The 21,249-nt window shown below is 27.0% G+C and carries 21 protein-coding genes, 1 riboswitch and 1 other annotated feature; of the genes, 6 read left to right on the top strand and 15 right to left on the bottom strand.

Annotated elements, in window-relative coordinates; genetic code table 11:
* Positions 1-27 precede the first annotated feature (27 nt).
* The 7 genes from BUA19_RS00895 to BUA19_RS00865 all read right to left on the bottom strand — a co-directional run bounded on the left by BUA19_RS00895 (position 28) and on the right by BUA19_RS00865 (position 8,244).
* Complete coding sequence (locus BUA19_RS00895; protein WP_084601869.1) at positions 28-2,478, bottom strand: sugar phosphate nucleotidyltransferase; 2,451 nt, start codon at positions 2,476-2,478, stop codon at positions 28-30.
* A gap of 195 nt (positions 2,479-2,673) precedes the next feature.
* Positions 2,674-3,852, bottom strand: a complete 1,179-nt coding sequence (locus tag BUA19_RS00890; RefSeq protein ID WP_242939217.1) for a D-alanyl-D-alanine carboxypeptidase family protein — start codon at positions 3,850-3,852, stop codon at positions 2,674-2,676.
* Positions 3,853-3,971: 119 nt separating this feature from the next.
* Positions 3,972-5,162 (bottom strand): potassium channel family protein, encoded by a 1,191-nt coding sequence (locus BUA19_RS00885; protein WP_072722988.1) that lies wholly within the window; start codon positions 5,160-5,162, stop codon positions 3,972-3,974.
* Between the two features lie 164 nt (positions 5,163-5,326).
* Positions 5,327-6,718 (bottom strand): asparagine--tRNA ligase, encoded by a 1,392-nt coding sequence (gene asnS, locus BUA19_RS00880; RefSeq protein WP_072722987.1) that lies wholly within the window; start codon positions 6,716-6,718, stop codon positions 5,327-5,329.
* Positions 6,719-6,773: 55 nt separating this feature from the next.
* Positions 6,774-7,022: a binding site (T-box leader), on the bottom strand.
* A 101-nt stretch (positions 7,023-7,123) separates the two neighbouring features.
* On the bottom strand, positions 7,124-7,291 hold the full coding sequence (locus BUA19_RS00875) for a CDIF630_02480 family spore surface protein (RefSeq protein ID WP_072722986.1): 168 nt from the start codon (positions 7,289-7,291) through the stop codon (positions 7,124-7,126).
* 128 nt (positions 7,292-7,419) lie between these two features.
* A complete protein-coding gene (locus BUA19_RS00870; protein ID WP_072722985.1) occupies positions 7,420-7,866 on the bottom strand; it encodes a hypothetical protein in 447 nt (148 codons plus the stop codon).
* A 174-nt stretch (positions 7,867-8,040) separates the two neighbouring features.
* Positions 8,041-8,244, bottom strand: coding sequence for a cold-shock protein (locus BUA19_RS00865; RefSeq protein WP_072722984.1), 204 nt, complete (start codon positions 8,242-8,244; stop codon positions 8,041-8,043).
* A 170-nt stretch (positions 8,245-8,414) separates the two neighbouring features.
* Between BUA19_RS00865 and BUA19_RS00860 the strand changes: the two genes are divergently transcribed.
* The 5 genes from BUA19_RS00860 to BUA19_RS00840 all read left to right on the top strand — a co-directional run bounded on the left by BUA19_RS00860 (position 8,415) and on the right by BUA19_RS00840 (position 13,812).
* Complete coding sequence (locus BUA19_RS00860) at positions 8,415-8,765, top strand: CidA/LrgA family protein (protein ID WP_072722983.1); 351 nt, start codon at positions 8,415-8,417, stop codon at positions 8,763-8,765.
* Positions 8,762-9,451, top strand: coding sequence for an LrgB family protein (locus BUA19_RS00855; RefSeq protein ID WP_072722982.1), 690 nt, complete (start codon positions 8,762-8,764; stop codon positions 9,449-9,451). The genes BUA19_RS00860 and BUA19_RS00855 overlap by 4 nt, the downstream gene beginning before the upstream one ends.
* A gap of 181 nt (positions 9,452-9,632) precedes the next feature.
* Positions 9,633-10,118, top strand: a complete 486-nt coding sequence (gene nuoE / locus BUA19_RS00850; RefSeq protein WP_072722981.1) for an NADH-quinone oxidoreductase subunit NuoE — start codon at positions 9,633-9,635, stop codon at positions 10,116-10,118.
* A 54-nt stretch (positions 10,119-10,172) separates the two neighbouring features.
* Entirely contained in the window at positions 10,173-12,053 is a 1,881-nt protein-coding gene (locus tag BUA19_RS00845) for an NADH-quinone oxidoreductase subunit NuoF (RefSeq protein ID WP_072722980.1), read from the top strand.
* Between the two features lie 16 nt (positions 12,054-12,069).
* Complete coding sequence (locus BUA19_RS00840; RefSeq protein WP_072722979.1) at positions 12,070-13,812, top strand: NADH-dependent [FeFe] hydrogenase, group A6; 1,743 nt, start codon at positions 12,070-12,072, stop codon at positions 13,810-13,812.
* Positions 13,813-13,887: 75 nt separating this feature from the next.
* On the opposite strand, the gene ribH is transcribed toward BUA19_RS00840, so the two are convergent.
* From ribH to BUA19_RS00810, 6 genes are all read right to left on the bottom strand, one after another.
* Positions 13,888-14,349: a 6,7-dimethyl-8-ribityllumazine synthase gene (gene ribH / locus BUA19_RS00835; protein WP_072722978.1), complete on the bottom strand. Its 462-nt coding sequence runs from the start codon at positions 14,347-14,349 to the stop codon at positions 13,888-13,890.
* 2 nt (positions 14,350-14,351) lie between these two features.
* On the bottom strand, positions 14,352-15,563 hold the full coding sequence (locus BUA19_RS00830; protein WP_072722977.1) for a bifunctional 3,4-dihydroxy-2-butanone-4-phosphate synthase/GTP cyclohydrolase II: 1,212 nt from the start codon (positions 15,561-15,563) through the stop codon (positions 14,352-14,354).
* 26 nt (positions 15,564-15,589) lie between these two features.
* A complete protein-coding gene (gene ribE / locus BUA19_RS00825) occupies positions 15,590-16,240 on the bottom strand; it encodes a riboflavin synthase (protein ID WP_072722976.1) in 651 nt (216 codons plus the stop codon).
* 2 nt (positions 16,241-16,242) lie between these two features.
* Positions 16,243-17,328 carry a bifunctional diaminohydroxyphosphoribosylaminopyrimidine deaminase/5-amino-6-(5-phosphoribosylamino)uracil reductase RibD gene (ribD, locus tag BUA19_RS00820; RefSeq protein ID WP_330388965.1) on the bottom strand — a complete coding sequence of 362 codons (1,086 nt, stop codon included), beginning with the start codon at positions 17,326-17,328 and terminating at the stop codon, positions 16,243-16,245.
* 130 nt (positions 17,329-17,458) lie between these two features.
* Positions 17,459-17,576, bottom strand: a riboswitch (FMN riboswitch).
* A gap of 76 nt (positions 17,577-17,652) precedes the next feature.
* Positions 17,653-17,844, bottom strand: coding sequence for a hypothetical protein (locus tag BUA19_RS00815; RefSeq protein ID WP_072722974.1), 192 nt, complete (start codon positions 17,842-17,844; stop codon positions 17,653-17,655).
* 123 nt (positions 17,845-17,967) lie between these two features.
* Entirely contained in the window at positions 17,968-18,159 is a 192-nt protein-coding gene (locus BUA19_RS00810) for a hypothetical protein (RefSeq protein ID WP_072722973.1), read from the bottom strand.
* Between the two features lie 177 nt (positions 18,160-18,336).
* Between BUA19_RS00810 and BUA19_RS00805 the strand changes: the two genes are divergently transcribed.
* On the top strand, positions 18,337-19,086 hold the full coding sequence (locus tag BUA19_RS00805; protein WP_072722972.1) for a peptidylprolyl isomerase: 750 nt from the start codon (positions 18,337-18,339) through the stop codon (positions 19,084-19,086).
* Between the two features lie 65 nt (positions 19,087-19,151).
* Here BUA19_RS00805 and BUA19_RS00800 read toward each other — a convergent pair whose 3' ends face one another.
* Both BUA19_RS00800 and BUA19_RS00795 read right to left on the bottom strand, forming a co-directional pair.
* Positions 19,152-20,390: a cation:proton antiporter gene (locus tag BUA19_RS00800; RefSeq protein ID WP_072722971.1), complete on the bottom strand. Its 1,239-nt coding sequence runs from the start codon at positions 20,388-20,390 to the stop codon at positions 19,152-19,154.
* Positions 20,391-20,779: 389 nt separating this feature from the next.
* Complete coding sequence (locus BUA19_RS00795) at positions 20,780-21,223, bottom strand: MarR family winged helix-turn-helix transcriptional regulator (RefSeq protein ID WP_072722970.1); 444 nt, start codon at positions 21,221-21,223, stop codon at positions 20,780-20,782.
* Positions 21,224-21,249: the final 26 nt, after the last annotated feature.

Raw genomic sequence — 21,249 nt, 5'->3', positions numbered from 1 at the left:
CTCCCTCCTATTAAAAAATAAAAGGCATTATAGCCTCTTATCTTTTAATAATCTCTCTATTTTTTTACTAAAAATAGTTGAAAGTTCATTAGCATATTCCTCAGAAAATCCTTCAGCATATATATTAAATAATGGTTTTTCACTATCTGGAAGTATCAAAGCCCATCCCTTATCATTATTGATTTTTACTCCTTCAAATAATTCTATATCATTATCTTTGTTTTCCATTATAATCTCCTTTATAATTCTTCCTTTATCATCCCAATCACATGGAATTTCTTTTTTTATATAATAAAAATCAGGAATTTCATCTAGTAGATCACTAAGTTTTATAGAATTATTTACTAAAAAATCAATTATTTTTCCTGCTGCCCAAATACCATCAAAAGAAAGAATATATTGAAGCATCACGTTTTCCTTACTTTCAAAATTTAACATTTCTTTCATTATTGAAGCAGGCGAAGTTTTTGTACGAACAACATCTACTTTATATTTTTTTATCATATTTTCTATAGCTTTAGGTGTTGTATGAGGCATGACAATTTTTTCAGAATATCCACTCTTTAGAAGTATAATAGCTACTAAAGCTCTATATTTTTCTTCTTCTATAATCTTTCCATTTTCATTAATCAAAATGATATTTTCACCATTTTCACTAAAAAGTATTCCAAAACTAGCATTATTTTTGACAACATTTTGAGACATAAAATTTAAATATTTATTAATAGATTTATAATTGTTTATTGAGTAATCACATACAACATCACAACCTATATTGGCAAGAAATTTAGAAGTTAAATTTGTTATATTTTTACATATAGAACTTATCACTAATCTAGGATTTTTTCTTTTAATTTCAGATATATTCTCTAAAAATTGTTCAGCATTATTTATATAAAATGAATCGAAATTATCTACTTCTACAACTGATTTCACTTCATTAGCACTACATCTTTGAAAATCATCTCTATTAAACAAATTTTCTATTTTTCTCTCAGTAGCTCTATCTATATTGGCTCCACTTTTATCAATAAATTCAATATGAACCTTATCATTTTCTACGTGATTAATTCTAACGTGTATACCTCCACTAGCTTTATAATGTCTTACTGCAAATCTTGTAATTGGAATAGCTGAATTTTTTATATCTATTACTCCAACTCCAGTTGAAAGTATCCCTGATATTAATGATTTTCTTATTACTTCAGATGCACTAGAACAATCTCCGCTAACTACTACCATAGAATCTTTAGTCAAATTAGAAGCATAGGCAGAACCTAATCTTGAAGCAAACTCAGGATTAATTTCTGTATTTAAATACCCAGATACATCTCTATGTCCAAAAATAGTTTTAGAAAATCTTGTTCCCCATATAATATTTTGATTTATTATCATATCTTCTCCAATTGCTTTGTCTGGCCAAATTTTTATATTTGGTTTAACTTTTACTCCTGATGATAATAAACTACCTTTTCCTATTGCACAACTTTCAAATGTATTTATTCTATTTTTTAATTGAACATTATTGCATACTACAGTTCCTCTACAATGCGTATTTTTACCTATTTTCGCATTTTTCCATAAAATGGTTTTCTTCAAAGTACTTTCTTCTCCTATTTCACAATTAGGTCCAATAATCGAATAAGAGTGTATATTAGCAAAATTTTTAATAATAGAATTTTTTCCTATATATATTGGTGGATTAAAATTAACATTATCTCCTATTCTCACTCCATTTTCAACCCAAACTCCATTTTGAATTTCCCTAGCATTTATAGCTACATCAACCTTTTTATCTAATATGTGAAAATGTGTAACCATATAGGAATTTAAATCGCCAATATCATTCCAATAATCTTCTGTTATATAACCATACATAGAAATTTCATCTCTTAATAATTTAGGAAATAAATCTTTACTAAAATCAAAATTTTCTCCTTTATTATAATAATTTAAAACTTCTGGTTCTAATATATAAATACCTGTATTTACAGTATCACTAAATACTTCTCCCCAACTTGGCTTTTCTAAAAATCTAATAATTTTTCCATATTCATTAGTAATAACTACTCCATATTCAAGAGGAACTGATTCTTTTTTTAATACGATAGTTACTTTTGATTTTTTCTTATTATGATAATCAATTGCCTTTTTAATGTTTAAATCAGTTAAAGCATCTCCACTTATTACTATAAATGTATCATCTAAAAAGTCCTGAGCATTTTTTACACTTCCTCCTGTTCCAAGTGGGACATCCTCTATAAAATAACTTAAATTAACTCCCCATTCTTTACCATCTCCAAAATAATCCATTATAACAGATGGTAAATAAGCCATTGTAACAGCAATATCTTCTATTCCATATTTTTTTAATAAATTTATTGAATATTCCATCACCGGTTTATTTAATATAGGAACCATAGGTTTTGGTATATCACATGTAAGAGGTCTTAATCTAGTTCCTTTTCCTCCTGCCATTATTACAGCTTTAATAACAACCGCCTCCTTATATTCAAAACTTCTTACATTAATTTCAATATTTATTATGTGTTATATATTTTCGTAAAAAAAACTTATTTTTATTCATTAAATATACTAAATTAACAATTTACATACTATTAATATCTCCTGAAGAATTACTATCTATGCATAAATTAAAACTCATCATTTTATTTAATTTAAAATCTGTCTTACAAATATTTTAAATAATATATTCAATGGTACAAATTTAATTTCACTATCACTTACTAAATCAACATTTGCAATAACATTTCCATTCTGATCGATATAGTTTATTCTTCCTACTTTATCACCTTTTTTTACAGGACAAGATATATCATCTAATATTACTTTTCTTTTTATTTTTTCTTTTTTGTTTTTTACAATCCACAAATCATTTTTTGCTTTTAATTTTATTTCTAATTTATCTATTCCATACAAATACACTTTGCCTATAAAATCACCTTTTTTTATAACTCTTTTTTTAATAAAATTATTTTTAACATATTCTAAAATTTTTTTACTTTCAATTGTTCTATTTTTCGAACTTGTTGCACCTAATACAATTCCAATAACTCTAAAATCATTATCTTCTTTACCCAGCACATTCATTGTAAAAGCCAAACAATATCCAGCTCTACCTGTAAATCCAGTTTTAATTCCATCTACTTGATTCATAATTCTAAGTAATGCATTTGTATTATTTCTAATAAAATTTCTTTCAGGATTAATATAAGTTTTTATTTTTGTTATAGATAAAACTTCATTTTTATAATTATCTAACAAGTATTTTGCTAAAATACTTAAATCCCTTGCACAAGACATATTTTCCTTTGGATTTTTCATATCTTTATTAATTCCATAAACAGGAAGACCATGAGGATTTATAAAAAATGTTTTGTTCATACCTATTTCTTTTGCCTTATTGTTCATAATATCTACAAATGTTTTCGTATCTCCTCCTATATATTCTGCAATAGCTACAGCTGCATCATTCCCTGATACAACCATCAAACCTTTCATCAAATCAATAAATTTTACTTTTTCATTATATTTCAATCCATAAGTAGATCCTCTTGTTCTAGCAGCTTTTTTACTTATTTTTACAATATCGTATTTTGACACTTTATTTTTTTCAATAGATTCTAAAGCTATAAGAAATGTCATCATTTTTGTTAAACTAGCACAAGCTCTTTGTTCATCTGGATTTTTTTCATATAATACTCTTCCTGTTTCTTGATCTATTAATATAGCAGACTTAACATTAATATCAATATTATCTTGTCCATATACATTGCTTGAAAACAAATTAAATACCATTAAAAAAACAAATAATTTTAAATAAACTTTCAAAATATCACCTCTTTAAGTAATAAATTTTTATATTATTAATATCTGCTAATTATTTTTTATAATGCTAGGAAAATTTTATAAAAACATGTAAAAAAGCAGCTAAAATTAGCTGCCTTATTTTATCTTGACATTTTTCTCACTAAAGTAGATGTCCACGCTGCAACAACTGTAAGTCCTAAAAACATTTCTATAGATGAAAGTATTTTACCCCAAAAATTTATGGGGATAAAATCACCATATCCTACTGTTGTAAACGTAACTATACTAAAATACCATGCTTGAAAATAATCTTTAAAAATTTGTTTTATATCTGCTCTTAAAAAATCAACTAAATTATATTTTATAATCTCTTGAGAATCTATTGAACAAGTACTATAAACATTTAATTTTAAACCTACAATCATATATAAATAAGCAAACAAACTTATTAAAATAAAAGATAAAAAAAGAACATTTTGAGGTCTTTCACCATAGCCTACAACATATTTAGCTGTTAAATCCATTAATTTAGGTATTACGTATTTATAATGTTTTTCATTTTTTATACTTCTAAATACAGCTATCTTTTTTATTCCTTTATTATTATTGTCCCAAAATAATACAGGTGGAAATATCATTTTTCCATTATACCATCTTTCTTTGTAATAATATCTTCCAACTTTATAGTAATCTCCTATTATATTGGATTGATTTTTAGCAATTCTATATGCATTTCTACCATTTAAATAATTCATTTTATCGTAATTTACATTATCCAATATAAACTTCGTATTTTGAGAAAATAATATTCCATCAAATTTAGGTCCATTTTCTATATCTTTAAATATTAAATGTTGTCCCACAAAATTAGCTTTATAAAAAGGAGAAATATTATGTACTAATTTAAATTTAGTTTTTTGAAAAACACAATCTCCTTCAAAAATACAATTTTTAAATGATACTACTTTTTCAAATTCAGTATTATAAAAATATACATCACCTTTAAACTTATAATTATCAAAATATATATTTTGTTTAAATACAGCTTCCGAAAAATCAAAAGTAATATTATCCTTTATATTAACAATACTATTTTTAAAATTAAAATGCTTAATCTCTTCACAAAAAACAAATCCTCTAAAATCCAATAATCCACTTTTTGAATTATAAATATATAAATCAGATTGTATACCTTCACTTATAATTTTATTAAATATTTCATTTTCCTTTTTTGTTTTATTAGGTTTATGAAATAAGCAATATCCAGAAGTATCATATGCATCTCTACAACATTTTATATTATCGTACTTTGACTCCCATTTACATTTCATAAAATATAACCCTCCATAAGTTATATTAAAATAACTTATAAATATATTAACTTGAATTTATTATTAACATATATCATATTTTTATATACTTTGAATTTTCTCCACAAAAAAAACTATCTCTCTAGAAATTACTTTCTAAAAGAGATAGTTTTTTGTATTAAATATTAAAATTCTGCATTTCTTGGAGTTCTTGGAAAAGGAATTACATCTCTAATATTACTCATTCCTGTTAAATACATAATAGCTCTTTCAAATCCAAGCCCATATCCAGCATGCTTTGTTCCACCGTATTTTCTAAGTTCTAAATACCACCAATAATCTTCTTTATTGAGTTTTATTTCTTCCATCCTTTTTTCCAAAATATCAAGTCTTTCTTCTCTTTGACTTCCGCCAATTATTTCCCCTACTCCTGGAACAAGTAAATCTGCTGCTGCAACTGTTCTATTATCATCATTAAGTCTCATATAAAAAGCTTTAATGTCTTTTGGATAATCAGTAACAAATACAGGTTTTTTATACACTTCATCTGTTAAATATCTTTCATGTTCTGTTTGAAGATCACATCCCCATTCTACTGGATATTCAAATTTTTTACCTGATTTTTTAAGAATTTCTATTGCTTCTGTATAAGTTATTCTACCAAATTCAGAATTCACGACATTATTTAATCTACTAAGTAATTCTTTATCAATAAATTTATTGAAAAATTCCATTTCTTCTGGTGCATTTTCTAATACAAAACTAATAATATACTTCATCATATCTTCTGCAAGATCCATATAATCATTAAGATCCGCAAATGCAATTTCAGGTTCAATCATCCAAAACTCTGATGCATGTCTAGCCGTATTAGAATTCTCAGCTCTAAAAGTAGGCCCAAATGTATATATATTTCTAAAAGCTAAAGCATAAGCTTCTCCTTCTAATTGTCCACTTACTGTTAAATTAGTTTCTTTACCAAAAAAATCTTTAGAAAAATCAACATTTCCATCTTCATCTATCGGTATATTTTTCATATCTAAAGTAGATACTCTAAACATTTCTCCTGCACCCTCACAGTCACTTCCAGTTATAATAGGTGTATGAACATATACAAAACCTCTTTCTTGAAAAAACTTATGTATCGCATAAGCTGCTAAAGAACGAACTCTAAACACTGCTGAAAAAGTATTACTACGAGGTCTTAAATGTGCTATAGATCTTAAAAACTCAAAAGTATGTCTTTTTTTCTGAAGTGGATAATCACTTGATGAATATCCCTCAATAATTATTTTTGAAGCCTTAATTTCAAACGGCTGTTTAGCTTCAGGTGTTAAAACTAATTTTCCTTCAACTACTATAGACGAACTAATAGGTAATTTAGATATTTCTTTAAAATTCTCTAAATTTTCTTCAAATACAATCTGAATATTTTTGAAAAAACTTCCATCGTTTACTTCTATAAATCCAAATGCTTTTGATGCTCTTAACGTTCTAATCCATCCTGCTACTTGCACTATTTGCTCAGCATATTTTTCAGTATCTCTATAAATATCTTTTACTAATATAGTTTTCATTATTTTACCTCCTTTATTAAATTTTAATGTATAAAAAAAGCCCTTCACTCCCTAAAAAAGGGACGAAAGACTCAACATTCGCGGTGCCACCCTAATTGTCAAAATATGACCACCTTAAACCAGCACAAAAACTTATCATGCTGTCCACTTTATAACGGTGTGAAACCGTCTAAGCCTACTCTCTTTTAAGATTTCAGTTAGAGACTCTGAGATGTTCTTCAATATAGGCTTCGTATCGATCTTCCACCATCATCGACTCGCTAAAACTACTTCCTATACCTACTCTTCTCTTCATAGTCTTTTCTCTTTTCAATATCTAATTATCGATGTTTATATTATATTATTTTTGAATTTTCAAGTCAAATATATTTTAAAATTTTTCAACAAATAATAAAATCATATTATTTATTTTTGATTTTCATTATCAACCCATTCTTTAGCTTCTATAACTGATTGTTCACTTGGAATTGGAACTTTAGATTTAGACATTGATTCTTTAATATTTGCCCATGCTGCTGTATCGTGTTTTTCTATTTGGTCTAAAGGATTGTTTTTAATTGTTTTATTTTTCATACAATCACCTCTTTGTATTATTATTACCTTAAATTTTATTTAATATTTATATTTAATTATTAAATTTTATACAAAAACAAAGGAATCCTTTTTAAAAATTAAGGATTCCTAATTATTAAATTCCTTTTTTATTCAACTATAATGGCAACTTTTTCAGGATCATTGTAATACAATCTTAAAAATTGATTTTTTCTTATTTTTTTCTCATCTATACCTTTTCTAATAGTCAATTTAATCGGTAATTTTCCATTTTTAAGCAAAAGTTCATGATAATTTTCTTTCTTTTGAAAATATATAACTTTTCCTTCGTAATATTTTAATTGTTGAAGCTTGTCTCTATATTTTTTAAGATAGAAAAAGTTTCCTGCCATAACAACTAAAGTAACAAGCAATCTCACCCATATATTAGGAATAAATGATTTAGTTCCAAAGAAAGCCACAAATATTAAAATAATAGGAATTATAGATTTTTTTAATATCATTTTTCCAAAAATTGTTGATAAATTTTTTTCCGCTTCACTCATATTTTTAAAATCTACTTTCTTTTTTATTTCTTGTCTAAATTCTTTTTTCATCATAAAAACCTCCTTACAATTATATTTTACAATAAACAACACATAACATATTTTATCATGAATACAACTAAAAGAAAACTAGTATAGTTCACAGAATATAATTGTACACAAAAAAATATTTTAAATTTGATAAACCCACGATTTTTAAAATCGTGGGTTTATATACTATTATTATTATATTTTAGTTACATTTGCAGCCTGAAGTCCTTTTGGACCTTTCACCACATTTAATAAAACATCTTGTCCTTCTTCTAAATCTTTTTTAGATCCTTTTTCTTTTACTGCAGATATATGAACAAATACATCTTCACCTTCATCTAAAGTTATAAATCCATATCCTTTTTCTGGATTAAACCACTTTACTACACCAGTTTTCATATTAATTCCTCCATTTTGCAAAATTTATTTAAATTGATATTTTTTAATTGTAATTATTTTTTGTATAAAAAAAAAATTATATACTAATACTTCAGTAGATTTTTTGTTTAAATCAGTATACAATATACTTGATTAGTTTTACTAATACAACTAGAAAAGAGGTGTTTGTTTTGAAGTTTCTACGACAATTAGGTATTATTTTATTTATTTCTTTTTTAGGTGAATTTATATCTAATTTTTTTAATTTAACCATACCAGGAAGCGTCGTGGGTATGCTCATTCTTTTTACATGCCTTTATACAAAAATTATTAAATTAGATATGATAAGTGAAGTAAGCAAATTTTTAATTGACCATCTAGCTTTTTTTTTCATACCAGCTGGAGTAAGTTTAATATCTTCACTAAATCTACTCAAAGGTAAATGGATATCAATTATTGTAATCTCTTTAATATCAACTATTCTTGTAATTTTTACTACTGGAATTACTGTTCAATTATTAACAAGGAGATGTGAAAAATGATAGATTTGATAAATACGCCTTTATTCGGAATATTAATATCTATAATAGCATTTGAATTTGGTATTTTTATAAATAAAAAAACTAAACTAGCTATATTTAATCCATTATTGATAAGTATATTAACTATAATTATATTTCTTCTAAAATTTAATATAAATTTAAGCGTATATAATAAAGGAGCAAACTTTATATCTTTTTTTCTAAGCCCAGCAACAGTAATATTAGCAGTTCCACTTTATAAACAGCTTAATATTTTAAAATCAAATTTAATTCCTATACTCATTGGAATATCTATCGGCTGTATAACTGCAATAATAAGTGTATCGTTTTTAATAAAATTATTCAACATATCCAATGATATTGGATTATCTCTTATTCCAAAATCAATAACTACACCTATTGGTATAGAAGTTTCTCGCCAAATAGGAGGTATCCCCTCTATCACTGTAGTTGCTATCATTATTACAGGAATATTAGGAGCTATTATTGCTCCTGTTGTATGCAAAATATTTAAAATAAAAAATAAAATTGCTGTTGGAATTGCAATAGGTACTTCATCTCATGCCCTTGGTACTACAAAAGCCATGGAAATCGGAGAAATAGAAGGAGCCATGAGCAGTTTATCAATAGGTATAGCTGGTCTTATCACAGTTTTTTTAGCTCCTGCATTAATTAAAATTTTTTAAAAATCAAATATTTATAAAAAGCCTGCCATTTTATTATTATTGTCAGGCTTTTTATAAATATTTAATTAAATTGAATTTTTATTCTAATACATATTATCAAAATATACTTTGTATAGTATAATATATTAAATTTAATTTTCTGAATTTTCCAAAATATTTTTTTAACAAAGGGGGTTATCATATGTTAAATAATATTTTAGAGGAAGAAAAATTCAAAGAACTTAAGAATTTTATCTCTAATCTTAATGATGAAAAAGGTACTTTAATAGAAGTACTTCACAAAGCCCAACACATATTTGGATATCTTCCAAAAGAAGTTCAACTTTTTATAAGTGAACAACTAAATATTCCTTTATCTAAAGTATTTGGAGTAGTGAGTTTTTATTCTTACTTTACTACTAAACCAAGAGGTAAATTTGTTATTAATGTCTGTTTAGGAACAGTATGCTTTGTTAAAGGTGCTGATAAAATTATGGAAGAATTTGAAAAACAACTCAATATTAAATGCGGTGAAACTACTCCTGATAATAAATTCACTTTAGAAGGCTTAAGATGCGTAGGAGCATGTGGTCTTGCACCTGTTGTTGTAATTAACGATAAAGTTTATGGTCATGTTACAAAAAACGATGTAATTAAGATATTATCAAATTATAGTGATATTGAATAAAAAATAATTATTAGAAATTTAATATAATTTTTTGTATATTGGGGGTAACTGCTTATGAATAAAATAAAATCTTATCAAGAACTCATTAAGCTCAATGAAAAATTAAAACCTTTATTAAATTTAAGAAATCATTATGAAAACTATAAAAATAATGAATTAAAAGAAATTTTAGTTTGTGGTGGAACTGGCTGCCATTCTTCAGAAAGCAATAAAATAATTGAAAATTTAAAAAAATGTGTAGATAATGCAAATCTTTCAAATAAAGTCAAAATTTCTTTAACAGGATGTTTTGGTTTTTGCGCTAAAGGTCCTATAATAAAAATTTTCCCTGATAATGTTTTCTATGTTCACGTATCTCCAAATGATGCTTATGAAATTATTCATGAACATATTATTAACGGAAATGTTATAGAAAGACTTTTATTTGAAGAACCCACTATAAAACAAAAAGTTAAACGACATGATCAAATGTCTTTTTATAAAAAACAAATGCGTATAGCACTTAGAAACTGTGGACTTATAAATCCTGAAGATATCAATGAATATATAGCATCAAATGGCTATATGGCTCTTGGGAAAATATTAACTTCTATGTCTCAAAATGAAGTTATTGATATAATTAAAAAATCTGGATTAAGAGGTAGAGGTGGCGCTGGTTTTCCTACAGGAATAAAATGGGAATCAACTAAAAAAGCTATCTCTGATGAAAAATACGTAATTTGTAATGCAGATGAAGGGGATCCTGGTGCATTTATGGATAGATCTATACTTGAAGGAGATCCTCACTCTATTCTAGAAGCCATGGCAATTAACGGTTATGCTATAGGTTCTAACAAAGGATATATATATATTCGCGCCGAATACCCTCTTGCAATTCACAGATTAAAAATAGCTATTAATCAAGCTCAAGAATTTGGTTTTCTTGGTAAAAATATATTGGGAACAGGATTTGATTTTGACATAAAACTTAAATACGGTGCTGGAGCATTTGTATGTGGAGAAGCAACAGCCCTTATACATTCTATAGAAGGAAATCGCGGAGAACCTAGAATGAAAACTATAAGTTCTTCTAAAAAAGGTTTATGGAAAAAACCTACTTGTGTAAACAATGTAGAAACTTATGCTAATATTCCTGTAATAATAAATAAAGGAGCTGATTGGTATTCAAGTATAGGCACTAAAAACTCTAAAGGCACAAAAGTTTTTGCACTTGGCGGAAAAATAAACAATATAGGTCTCGTTGAAGTTCCTATGGGAACTACATTAAGAGAAATTATATATGAAATTGGCGGCGGAATTCCTAATGGAAAAAAATTTAAAGCTGTACAAACAGGAGGCCCTTCTGGCGGATGTATTCCCCCAAAATTTTTAGATACTCCTATAGATTTTGATTCATTAAATGCTATAGGATCTATGATGGGATCAGGCGGAATGCTTGTACTTGATGAAACCGACTGTATGGTTAATATAGCAAAATTTTTCCTTGAATTCACTGTAGATGAATCCTGTGGAAAATGCACACCTTGTCGCATAGGAAACAAACGTTTACACGAAATACTTACAAAAATTACAGAAGGCAAAGGAACAGAACAAGATTTATCTAATTTAAAAGAACTTGCTCAAACTATTAAAGACACTTCTTTATGTGGTCTTGGTAAAACAGCACCAAACCCTGTTTTAAGTACAATGAAATATTTTATGAATGAGTACGAAGAACATGTTAATGATAAAAAATGCTCTTCTGGATCATGTCAAGCACTCCTTAACTATTTTATTACAGATAAATGTATTGGATGTACTAAATGTTCTAAAATATGTCCTGCAAATGCTATAACCGGTAAAATAAAAGAACAACACACAATAGATTCTCAAAAATGTTTAAAATGTGGAGCTTGTTTAGAAGAATGTAAATTCAATGCAATAATAAAAAAATAGTTTGCGAGGTGATAATGTGAATTTAATAAATATAACAATTAACAACAAAAAAATAGCAGTTCCAAAAGGAACTACAATTTTAGAAGCTGCAAAAGCCTTAAATATCAAAATACCAACTTTGTGCCATCTTGATCTTCACGATATCAAAATGATTAATAAAGTTTCTTCCTGCCGTGTTTGTGTAGTTGAAGTTGAAGGAAAAAAAAATCTTCTTCCTGCATGTTCAACTCTTGTATCAGAAGGAATGATAATCAGAACTGACACACTAAGAGCAATTAAAGCCCGCAAAAATATAGTTGAACTTCTTTTATCAAATCATCCTCAAGATTGTCTACTTTGTGAAAAAAATACAAATTGTGAACTTCAGTCTCTAGCTGCTGAACTTGGAATTCAAGAAATTAAATACAAAGGTCAAACTTCAAATCACGGCATAGATAAATCAAGTTATTCAATTGTTAAAAATTTAGATAAATGTATTTTATGTAGACGTTGTGAAACTATGTGCAACGAAGTTCAAACAGTAAATGTTCTATCCGGAGTTAATCGTGGTTTTGAAACAATCATTTCACCAGCTTTTTATAACCCTATACTCGAAACTTCATGTACTTTTTGTGGTCAATGCATAGCAGTATGTCCTACAGCAGCATTAACAGAAGTTAATAATATTTCTAAAGTATGGGACGCTTTAAATGATGACAAAAAAACAGTTATAGTTCAAGTAGCACCAGCTATAAGAGTCTCTTTAGGAGAAGAATTTGGAATGCAACCTGGCGAAATTGTAACAGGAAAAATAGTATCCGCACTTAAAATTTTAGGATTTGATAAAATCTTTGATACTGATTTCGCAGCAGATTTAACTATAATCGAAGAAGCATCTGAACTTATTTATAGAATAAAAAATAATACTAAACTTCCAATGCTTACAAGCTGTTGCCCTGCTTGGATTAAATTCTTTGAACATCAATTTCCAGATCTTTTAGATATACCTTCAACTTGTAAATCTCCACATGAAATGTTTGGAGCAATTGCCAAAACCTATCTTGCTCAAAAAATGAATATAGATCCTAAAAACATGGTAATTGTATCTATAATGCCATGTGTTGCTAAAAAATATGAAGCAACTCGTCCCGAACTCAGCAATAAAAATATAAGAGATGTAGACATTGTAATAACAACAAGAGAATTTGCTAAAATGATAAGAGAAGCAGGAATAGACTTTAATTCTCTTAAAGACAATAATTTTGATAATCCTCTTGGAGAATCTACAGGAGCATCTGTAATATTTGGTACAACTGGCGGAGTTTTAGAAGCTGCTCTTCGTACTGCTTATGAATGGATTACAAATAAACCATTAGAAAATATAGAATTTAATAAGCTTAGAGGTATAAATGGAATTAAAGAAGCTACTATAAAAATAAACAATATAAATATAAACGTAGCAGTAGCAAGTGGACTTGGTAATGCTCGTAAAATATTAGAAGATATCAAATCAGGAAGATCAAATTACCACGCAATCGAAATAATGGCTTGTCCTGGAGGATGCGTCGGTGGAGGTGGTCAACCTTACCACCATGGCAATCTAGAAATAATTTCAAAACGCGCTGAAGGCTTATACAAAGAAGATAGATCTAAAAAACTTCGTAAATCTCATGAAAATCCATATATCCAAAAATTATATAAAGAATTTTTAGGTGAACCTTATGGTGAAAAAGCTCATGAAATTCTTCATACACATTATTTTAAGAGAAAAAAAATATAAAAATATATTAACTAAATTTATTAAATAATAAAATCCGGTATTATTTTTTTAAATCAAAATAATACCGGATTTCTACTAAAATTTTCTTAACAAGTTTGCCATTTCTATAGCTGTTACAGTAGCTTCATAACCTTTATTACCAGCTTTAGCACCTGCCCTTTCAATAGCTTGTTCTATAGTATCTGTAGTAAGTACTCCAAATATAACAGGAACCTCTGTATCTAAAGATACATTTGCAATTCCTTTTGAAACTTCACTAGATACATAATCAAAATGAAGAGTAGCACCTCTTATAACAGCTCCAAGACATATAACTGCATCGTATTTTTTTGATTTAGCCATTTTTTTAGCAACTAAAGGTATTTCAAAAGCTCCTGGAACCCAAATTATTTCAATATCATTTTCTTCAGCTCCATGGCGCTTAATTGCATCAATAGCACCAGATAGTAATTTCGATCCTATAAACTCATTAAATCTTCCAACAATAATACCCAATTTCAAACCCTTTGCAATTAAATTTCCTTCATAAATCTTCATTTTTATTTATCCTCCTTAAAATTTAACATATGTCCTAATTTTTCTTTTTTCGTCTTTAAATAATAAACATTTCTTTCGTTATGATTCACTTGTATAGGAACTCTATCGACTATTTCTATACCATAACCTGATAATCCACATAATTTTTTAGGATTATTAGTCATTAATTTTATTTTTTGTACTCCTAAATCTAATAAAATTTGAGCACCTATTCCATAATCTCTCATATCTTCTGGAAATCCTAATGCTAAATTTGCTTCCACAGTATCCATACCTTTATCTTGAAGAGCATAAGCCTTTAACTTATTAATAAGACCTATTCCTCTTCCTTCTTGACGCATGTATACAAGCACTCCTCTACCTTCATCATTTATTTTTTCCATTGCAATAGAATACTGCTCACCACAATCACATCTTAATGAACCAAAAGCATCGCCTGTTAAACACTCTGAATGAACTCTAACCAAAACAGGCTCTCCATCAGATACATTTCCTTTCACAAGAGCAATATGATGTTCACCATTTAATTTGTTTTCATATCCAATAATTTTAAAATCTCCATATTTTGTAGGCATATTAGCCTCTGTTACTCTTTTTACTAAAATTTCATTTTTTCTCCTATATTCTATTAAATCAGCTATTGTAATAATTTTAAGATTATGTTTTTTTACATATTCCATAAGGTGAGAAACTCTAGCCATGGTTCCATCTTCATTCATAATTTCACAAATTACTCCAGCAGGATAAAGTCCAGCAAGTCTTGCCAAATCTACAGCAGCTTCAGTATGTCCAGCTCTTTTTAATACTCCTCCTTCTTTTGCCTTAAGAGGAAATATATGACCCGGTCTTTTAAAATCATTAAAAGTAGATTTAGGATCTAAAGCCTTACGTATTGTAATAGCTCTTTCATATGCAGATATACCTGTAGTAGTTTCTATTGCATCAATAGATATAGTAAATGCAGTTTCATATGTATCTGTATTATTAGAAACCATTTGTGGAATATCAAGTTTTCTCAGTCTTTCTTCAACTATAGGCATACATATAAGCCCCCTGCCATATGTAGCCATAAAGTTTATAGCTTCAGGAGTTACTTTTTCTGCTGCCATAAGTAAATCTCCTTCATTTTCCCTATCCTCATCATCTACAACTACAATCATTTTTCCTTGTTTAATATCTTCTATAGCTTCTTCAATAGTATTAAATTTGTTCATATTTTCACCTCATATTTTTGTAGAATCTATATAAAACCATGCTGACTTAAAAAATCAACATCAATATCTTTTTTTACTTTTGAATCCTCTTTTAATAACAAAAATTTTTCTATATATTTACCTATCAGATCACACTCTAAATTTACTTCATCTCCTATATTTTTTGTCAAAAGAGTAGTTTCATCTTTTGTATGTGGTATTATAGAAACCTTAAATATATTGTCATCAACATAAGAAACAGTTAAGCTTACTCCATCTATAGTTATTGATCCTTTATATACAATGTATTTTAATATATCAGAAGATGTAGATATTGATATCCAAGTTGCATTTTCTTCTTTTTCAAGACTAGTTACAATTCCTATCCCATCAATATGTCCACTAACTATATGTCCTCCTAGCCTATCCCCTACTCTTAATGCCCTTTCTAAATTAACCTTACTCCCTCTTTTTAAATTTTTCAAATTACTTTTTCTCATAGTTTCAGCCATAACATCTACGCAAAATTTATCATTATCATATTCAGTTACAGTAAGACATACTCCATTAGTACTTATACTATCTCCTAACTTCACATCATATAATATTTTTTTTGCTTTAATAATAATTTTTGCACTTTTAAAGCCTTTAGTAATAGACTCTACAGTACCTATTTCTTCTACAAGTCCTGTAAACATAATTATTCCCTCTTTCTTATGTATCCTTGTATCATAAAATCCTCTTCAAATCTTGACATTTTTAAATCATATAACTTAAAAGCATCTTTAACATATTCTTTTCCTTGTCCACCAACTGGAGTTTTTGCATTAATTCCTCCTAAAATCTTAGGGGCTATAAAAAAAATTACTTTATCTACAATCCCTTCATTTAAAGCACTATAATTCAATGTACTTCCACCTTCTAAAAGAACACTATCTATATTTATTTTTCCTAGTTCTTTCATTAAATAATTTAAATCTACTTTATTGTCTTTTATTGGTGTTACAATTACATCTAAACCCATTTCTTTAAGAGATTTAATTTTATTTTCTTGAGCAAACTCCGTTGTAGCTATTATTGTATTTCCCTCTAAATCTTTATTAAGTACATTAGAATCAAGTGGAATTCTAGCTTTGCTATCTACTACTATTCTTATAGGACTATTTCCTTTTTTATCTTTTAATCTAGTTGTCAATCGCGGATTGTCCATAAATACAGTTTCAATACCCACCATTATTCCAGAAACTCTATGTCGAAGTTCATGCACATATTTTCTAGAAAATTCATTTGTAATCCATTTTGAATCTCCTGTATAACAAGCTATTTTACCATCTAATGTCATAGCTGTTTTAAGAATACAAAAAGGAACTTTTTCAGTTATATACTTTATAAATATCTCATTTAATTTTTTAGCTTCTTCTTCAAGCACACCATATATAACTTCTATTTTATTTTCTTTGAGTATTTTTATACCTTTACCTGATACAATAGGATTTGGATCTCTCATCGCTATTACAACTTTACTTATACCTTTTTTAACAATTTCCTGTGCACATGGAGGAGTTTTTCCATAATGAGAACAAGGCTCCAAGGTTACATACATAGTAGCTCCTTTTACATCTTCAATAGTATTTTTAAATGCATTTATTTCTGCATGAGGTCCTCCGTAAAATTGATGATACCCCTCTGAAATTATTTTTCCATCCTTGACAATTACTGCTCCTACAAGAGGATTAGGATTTACATATCCTATTCCTAATTTTGCTAGTTCCAACGCTCTTTTCATATAATTAACATTCAAATAAATCACCTACTTTAACTTTAAAAAAATAAAAACCCTAAGAATATTATTCTCAGGGCTTTATTTGCGTATAGCAAAATATATTATATCCATATAAAATACATTATAGATATAACTACTCCTTCTTCCATCCAGACTTTACTGTCGGCCTTGGAATTTCACCAAGTCTGCCATAAATATGGCTCGCGGGCTATACCGCCGGTCGGGAATTTCACCCTGCCCTGAAGGATTTAGTATTTATTTAATTTTATATAAAAATCTTAACATATTTTCTCTTAGTTGTAAAGATATTCAAAAATATATGTAACCTTAATTATTATCTTTAATCAGGCTTAATTTCCTTAATAAACAATTTCCCTTTTTCCCATAATTTTTAATATACTGTTCTACTAATTGTTCTAATAAAATTAAATTTTCTTTATCCCTACTATTAACATTATTTATTTTCTTTGATATATCATTAAACATTAGAAAGTCAGCTATAATATCTGTATTTTTCATATCTTACCTCCTATAACTATTATAAGAGTATTATTTAATCTATATAATTATATTATTCCTTTTTCTTTTAGTCTTAACTGATATAAACAAAAATAACCTCATTCTTGAGGTTATTTTTGTTTTTTATTTACCTTTGTTTTTTCTATTTAATTTATTCATTGTCTTTTTACTGTATTTACTTTCTCCCATAGCTGCTAAATTAACTTTATTTTCTATATCATAACTCTGTATTCCAAGTTCACTAGCCATTTCTGACATCATCATATTCGCATTTTTTCTTCCTTGTGGAACACCATTTCTATTTTTTTGTCCCATATAAACACTTCCTTTTTTATAATTTTACTTATTTTTATTTTATAAAAATATAAAAATTTAATTCAAAGAAAAATTTGGATTTATATTTTTATTTTATATTTAACACTTAAAATTGGACATAATGCATTCTTTTTGTTATTATATGAAAGAATAAAATTATAAAGGAGAGTTTATTTTATGGAAAAAAAAGATATATTAGCTATAGTTGGTAAAAAAGAAATAACAAAAAATGATGTTGAATCAGCTCTTAAAAGTCTTGGAACTCAAAGAAGTATGCAATTCAATTCCGAAGAAGGAAGAAAAAAATTATTAGAAGACTTAATAAATCAAGAATTATTTTATTTAGAAGCAATAGAAAATAAAGTTGATGAAGAAGAAGAGTTCAAAACTGAAATGGAAAAAATAAAAGAAAACTTTTTAAAACAATATTCAATTAATAAATTATTAAACAGCGTAATAGTTGAAGAAAAAGAAATAAATGATTTTTACAATAATAATAAATCACAATTTAAATCTCCAGAAAGTGTAAAAGCAAGTCATATTCTTGTAGAAGAAAAAACTCAAGCAGAAGAAATATTAAAAAAATTACATAATGGACTTTCTTTTGAAGACGCTGCTAAAAAATACTCAAAATGTCCTTCAAATCAAACCGGTGGAGACTTAGGATATTTTACAAAAGGACAAATGGTTCCTGAATTTGAAAAAGCAGCTTTTGAAATGAAAAAAAATGAAATAAGTAAACCTATTAAAACTCAATTTGGCTATCACATAATAAAAGTATATGATAAAAAAGAAGAAACAATAAAACCTCTTTCTGAAGTAAAAGATTCAATATTTAATCAAATACTATATAGAAAACAACAAATTGCATATTTTGAAAAAATAGAAAAACTAAAAAATAAATACGAAGTAAAAATCAACTTATAATAAAAGAAAACCTCTTAATTTTTAAAGAGGTTTTCATCTTATAATTCACTAAAATACAATATTAACTATTTTTTAACATCTTCTAAAACATTTAATTTTTTAGCTACTATTTTAGTAGTACTTGCCTGAATCCCTAAAGTTATCAATATAGCCATAAATACTACAGACGATAAAATTCCTTTATACTTTATATCCATACTCATAATCATCCCAGATAAAGCAGCTGGAATAACACCTGTTTCTCTTACCCACATCATAAAAAGTATTTCATTAAACTTCCACTTTATCTTTCTATCTATTAAAGTACACACTATTACAGATATAGGTCTTACAATTAAAACTAAAGCTAAAATAACTAAAAGAGATTCTTTCCAATACTTAGCTAAAGATACAAAATCAACTTGAGTTCCTAATAATACAAATATAGCCATACGCATTATAATAGCAAGTGTATCTCTTACATGAGTTTGTATTTCAAAATCTTCACTAGGAACCCATAATTTAAAAGTTTTTTTATTTCCACAAACTAACCCTGTAATAAATGTAGCCATATATCCACTACCATGTATTTTTTCAGCAAATATATACGATAATATAACTGCTACTATTGAAACTAACGGTGCAAATTCATGAAATAAACCAAATTTACCCTCTGATATAGAAATTGAAAAAAGTATTCCAACTAATGCACCGGCAAAAATTCCACCTAATATCATAATTATTAATTCTTCTAAATTGTGAGTTAAAGAAATTTTACCAGACTCAATAATAGTTAATATAGAAAAAACTAATATAGCTCCTGCTGCATCATTAAAAGCAGATTCACTTATTACAGTTTGTTTTAATCTATCTTTTATAGCAACAGCTTTAAAAACAGGAACTAAAGTAGCAGGATCTGTTGAAGCTATTACTGCCCCTATTAAAAGCGCATAAATAAATGGAATATTAAATATATTCATCGATACAAAACCTATGCTAAATGCAGATATTGCAACCCCAATAGTCGCTAAAAGCCCTACTGTTATTTTAACATTATTTAAAACTTTCAATTTTATTTCTCTACCACCATCATATAAAATATAAGCTGATCCAAAAATAAGTATAAATTGATTTGCAGTAGGATAAGCATCAGCACTTATTAAATTTAATACAGATGGTCCTATTATAATACCTGCAATTAAAAATAAAACTACATCTGGTAGTTTTACAATTCTACTTATTTTAGAAAAAATCATCCCTATTACTAAAATCACTGCTGACATCGTCATTATTCCATTTACCGCCAATTCTGTTGTGTTTTCCATTTTATTACCACCTCCACTTGATTAACTTCTTCAAACAGGGAACTAGATAATTATATACTATATATATAAAACATAAAAATCTTATTTGTTTCTATATTTTCTCTTATAATTTAAATTAAAATTATTATTCTTATTTATCTCTCTTTTTCATAGTTATTTACACATTTTCTGTTTTTATGTGCTAATTTCAATTTTATTAAATAAAAAAGTCTTCATTCTAAAGATTTTAAATGTAGACTTTTTTAAAATTTCATATCGCCAACGAATTCCGTTGCTCAAAATTTCATAACGAAAATTATATTTATCCACAATTCAAAAAGATTATAATTTCCTATTCATTATAAAAAAAGCCTATGTTAAACACAGGCTTTTACATATTATGTGAAATTTTAATAATATTTAGTTTTAAAAAAATCGCGTACATTTTGCAAAGATTGTATAAGCACCTTTTGTTCATCTTTGTTCATAGTACAAACTATATTTTTTATAATTTCATAATGAAAATCTTCATGAATTTTATATACCAACTTTCCTTTATCAGTTAATTTAATTTTTACAACTCTCCTATCTTTTTCTATTCTTAACCTTTCAACATACCCCTTCTTTTCCAATCTATTAATAGCAGTAGTAAGTGTTCCTATTGTAATTTTCAAGTCCATAGCAACTTCAGACATTTTTCTCGCTTCATCCAATCCAATAGCCTGAATTGTTCGCACTTCATTTATAGATAAATCTTTAAATTCACCTTTACTAAATATCTCTTTTTCAATGCATATTATATCATAAAAAATATCTACTATAAGTTTATTTAACTCCTTTATAACTTCATTCAATTTTACCACCACTTTAATATATTTTT

The sequence above is a fragment of the Tepidibacter thalassicus DSM 15285 genome, assembly GCF_900129915.1.
GTDB lineage: Bacteria > Bacillota > Clostridia > Peptostreptococcales > Peptostreptococcaceae > Tepidibacter > Tepidibacter thalassicus.
The sequence above is the reverse complement of the archived record's forward strand: the minus strand, read 5'-3'. Positions and strand labels throughout refer to the sequence as shown.

Bases quoted from the DNA above. Each gene is read 5' to 3' on its own strand.
- BUA19_RS00895 (WP_084601869.1), bottom strand. From the start codon at position 2,478: ATGGCAGGAGGAAAAGGAACTAGATTAAGACCTCTTACATGTGATATA.
- BUA19_RS00885 (WP_072722988.1), bottom strand. From the start codon at position 5,162: ATGAAATGTAAATGGGAGTCAAAGTACGATAATATAAAATGTTGTAGA.
- asnS (WP_072722987.1), bottom strand. From the start codon at position 6,718: ATGAAAACTATATTAGTAAAAGATATTTATAGAGATACTGAAAAATAT.
- BUA19_RS00875 (WP_072722986.1), bottom strand. From the start codon at position 7,291: ATGAAAAATAAAACAATTAAAAACAATCCTTTAGACCAAATAGAAAAA.
- BUA19_RS00870 (WP_072722985.1), bottom strand. From the start codon at position 7,866: ATGAAAAAAGAATTTAGACAAGAAATAAAAAAGAAAGTAGATTTTAAA.
- BUA19_RS00865 (WP_072722984.1), bottom strand. From the start codon at position 8,244: ATGAAAACTGGTGTAGTAAAGTGGTTTAATCCAGAAAAAGGATATGGA.
- BUA19_RS00855 (WP_072722982.1), top strand. From the start codon at position 8,762: ATGATAGATTTGATAAATACGCCTTTATTCGGAATATTAATATCTATA.
- nuoE (WP_072722981.1), top strand. From the start codon at position 9,633: ATGTTAAATAATATTTTAGAGGAAGAAAAATTCAAAGAACTTAAGAAT.
- BUA19_RS00845 (WP_072722980.1), top strand. From the start codon at position 10,173: ATGAATAAAATAAAATCTTATCAAGAACTCATTAAGCTCAATGAAAAA.
- ribH (WP_072722978.1), bottom strand. From the start codon at position 14,349: ATGAAGATTTATGAAGGAAATTTAATTGCAAAGGGTTTGAAATTGGGT.
- BUA19_RS00830 (WP_072722977.1), bottom strand. From the start codon at position 15,563: ATGAACAAATTTAATACTATTGAAGAAGCTATAGAAGATATTAAACAA.
- ribE (WP_072722976.1), bottom strand. From the start codon at position 16,240: ATGTTTACAGGACTTGTAGAAGAAATAGGTACTGTAGAGTCTATTACT.
- ribD (WP_330388965.1), bottom strand. From the start codon at position 17,328: ATGAAAAGAGCGTTGGAACTAGCAAAATTAGGAATAGGATATGTAAAT.
- BUA19_RS00815 (WP_072722974.1), bottom strand. From the start codon at position 17,844: ATGAAAAATACAGATATTATAGCTGACTTTCTAATGTTTAATGATATA.
- BUA19_RS00810 (WP_072722973.1), bottom strand. From the start codon at position 18,159: ATGGGACAAAAAAATAGAAATGGTGTTCCACAAGGAAGAAAAAATGCG.
- BUA19_RS00805 (WP_072722972.1), top strand. From the start codon at position 18,337: ATGGAAAAAAAAGATATATTAGCTATAGTTGGTAAAAAAGAAATAACA.
- BUA19_RS00800 (WP_072722971.1), bottom strand. From the start codon at position 20,390: ATGGAAAACACAACAGAATTGGCGGTAAATGGAATAATGACGATGTCA.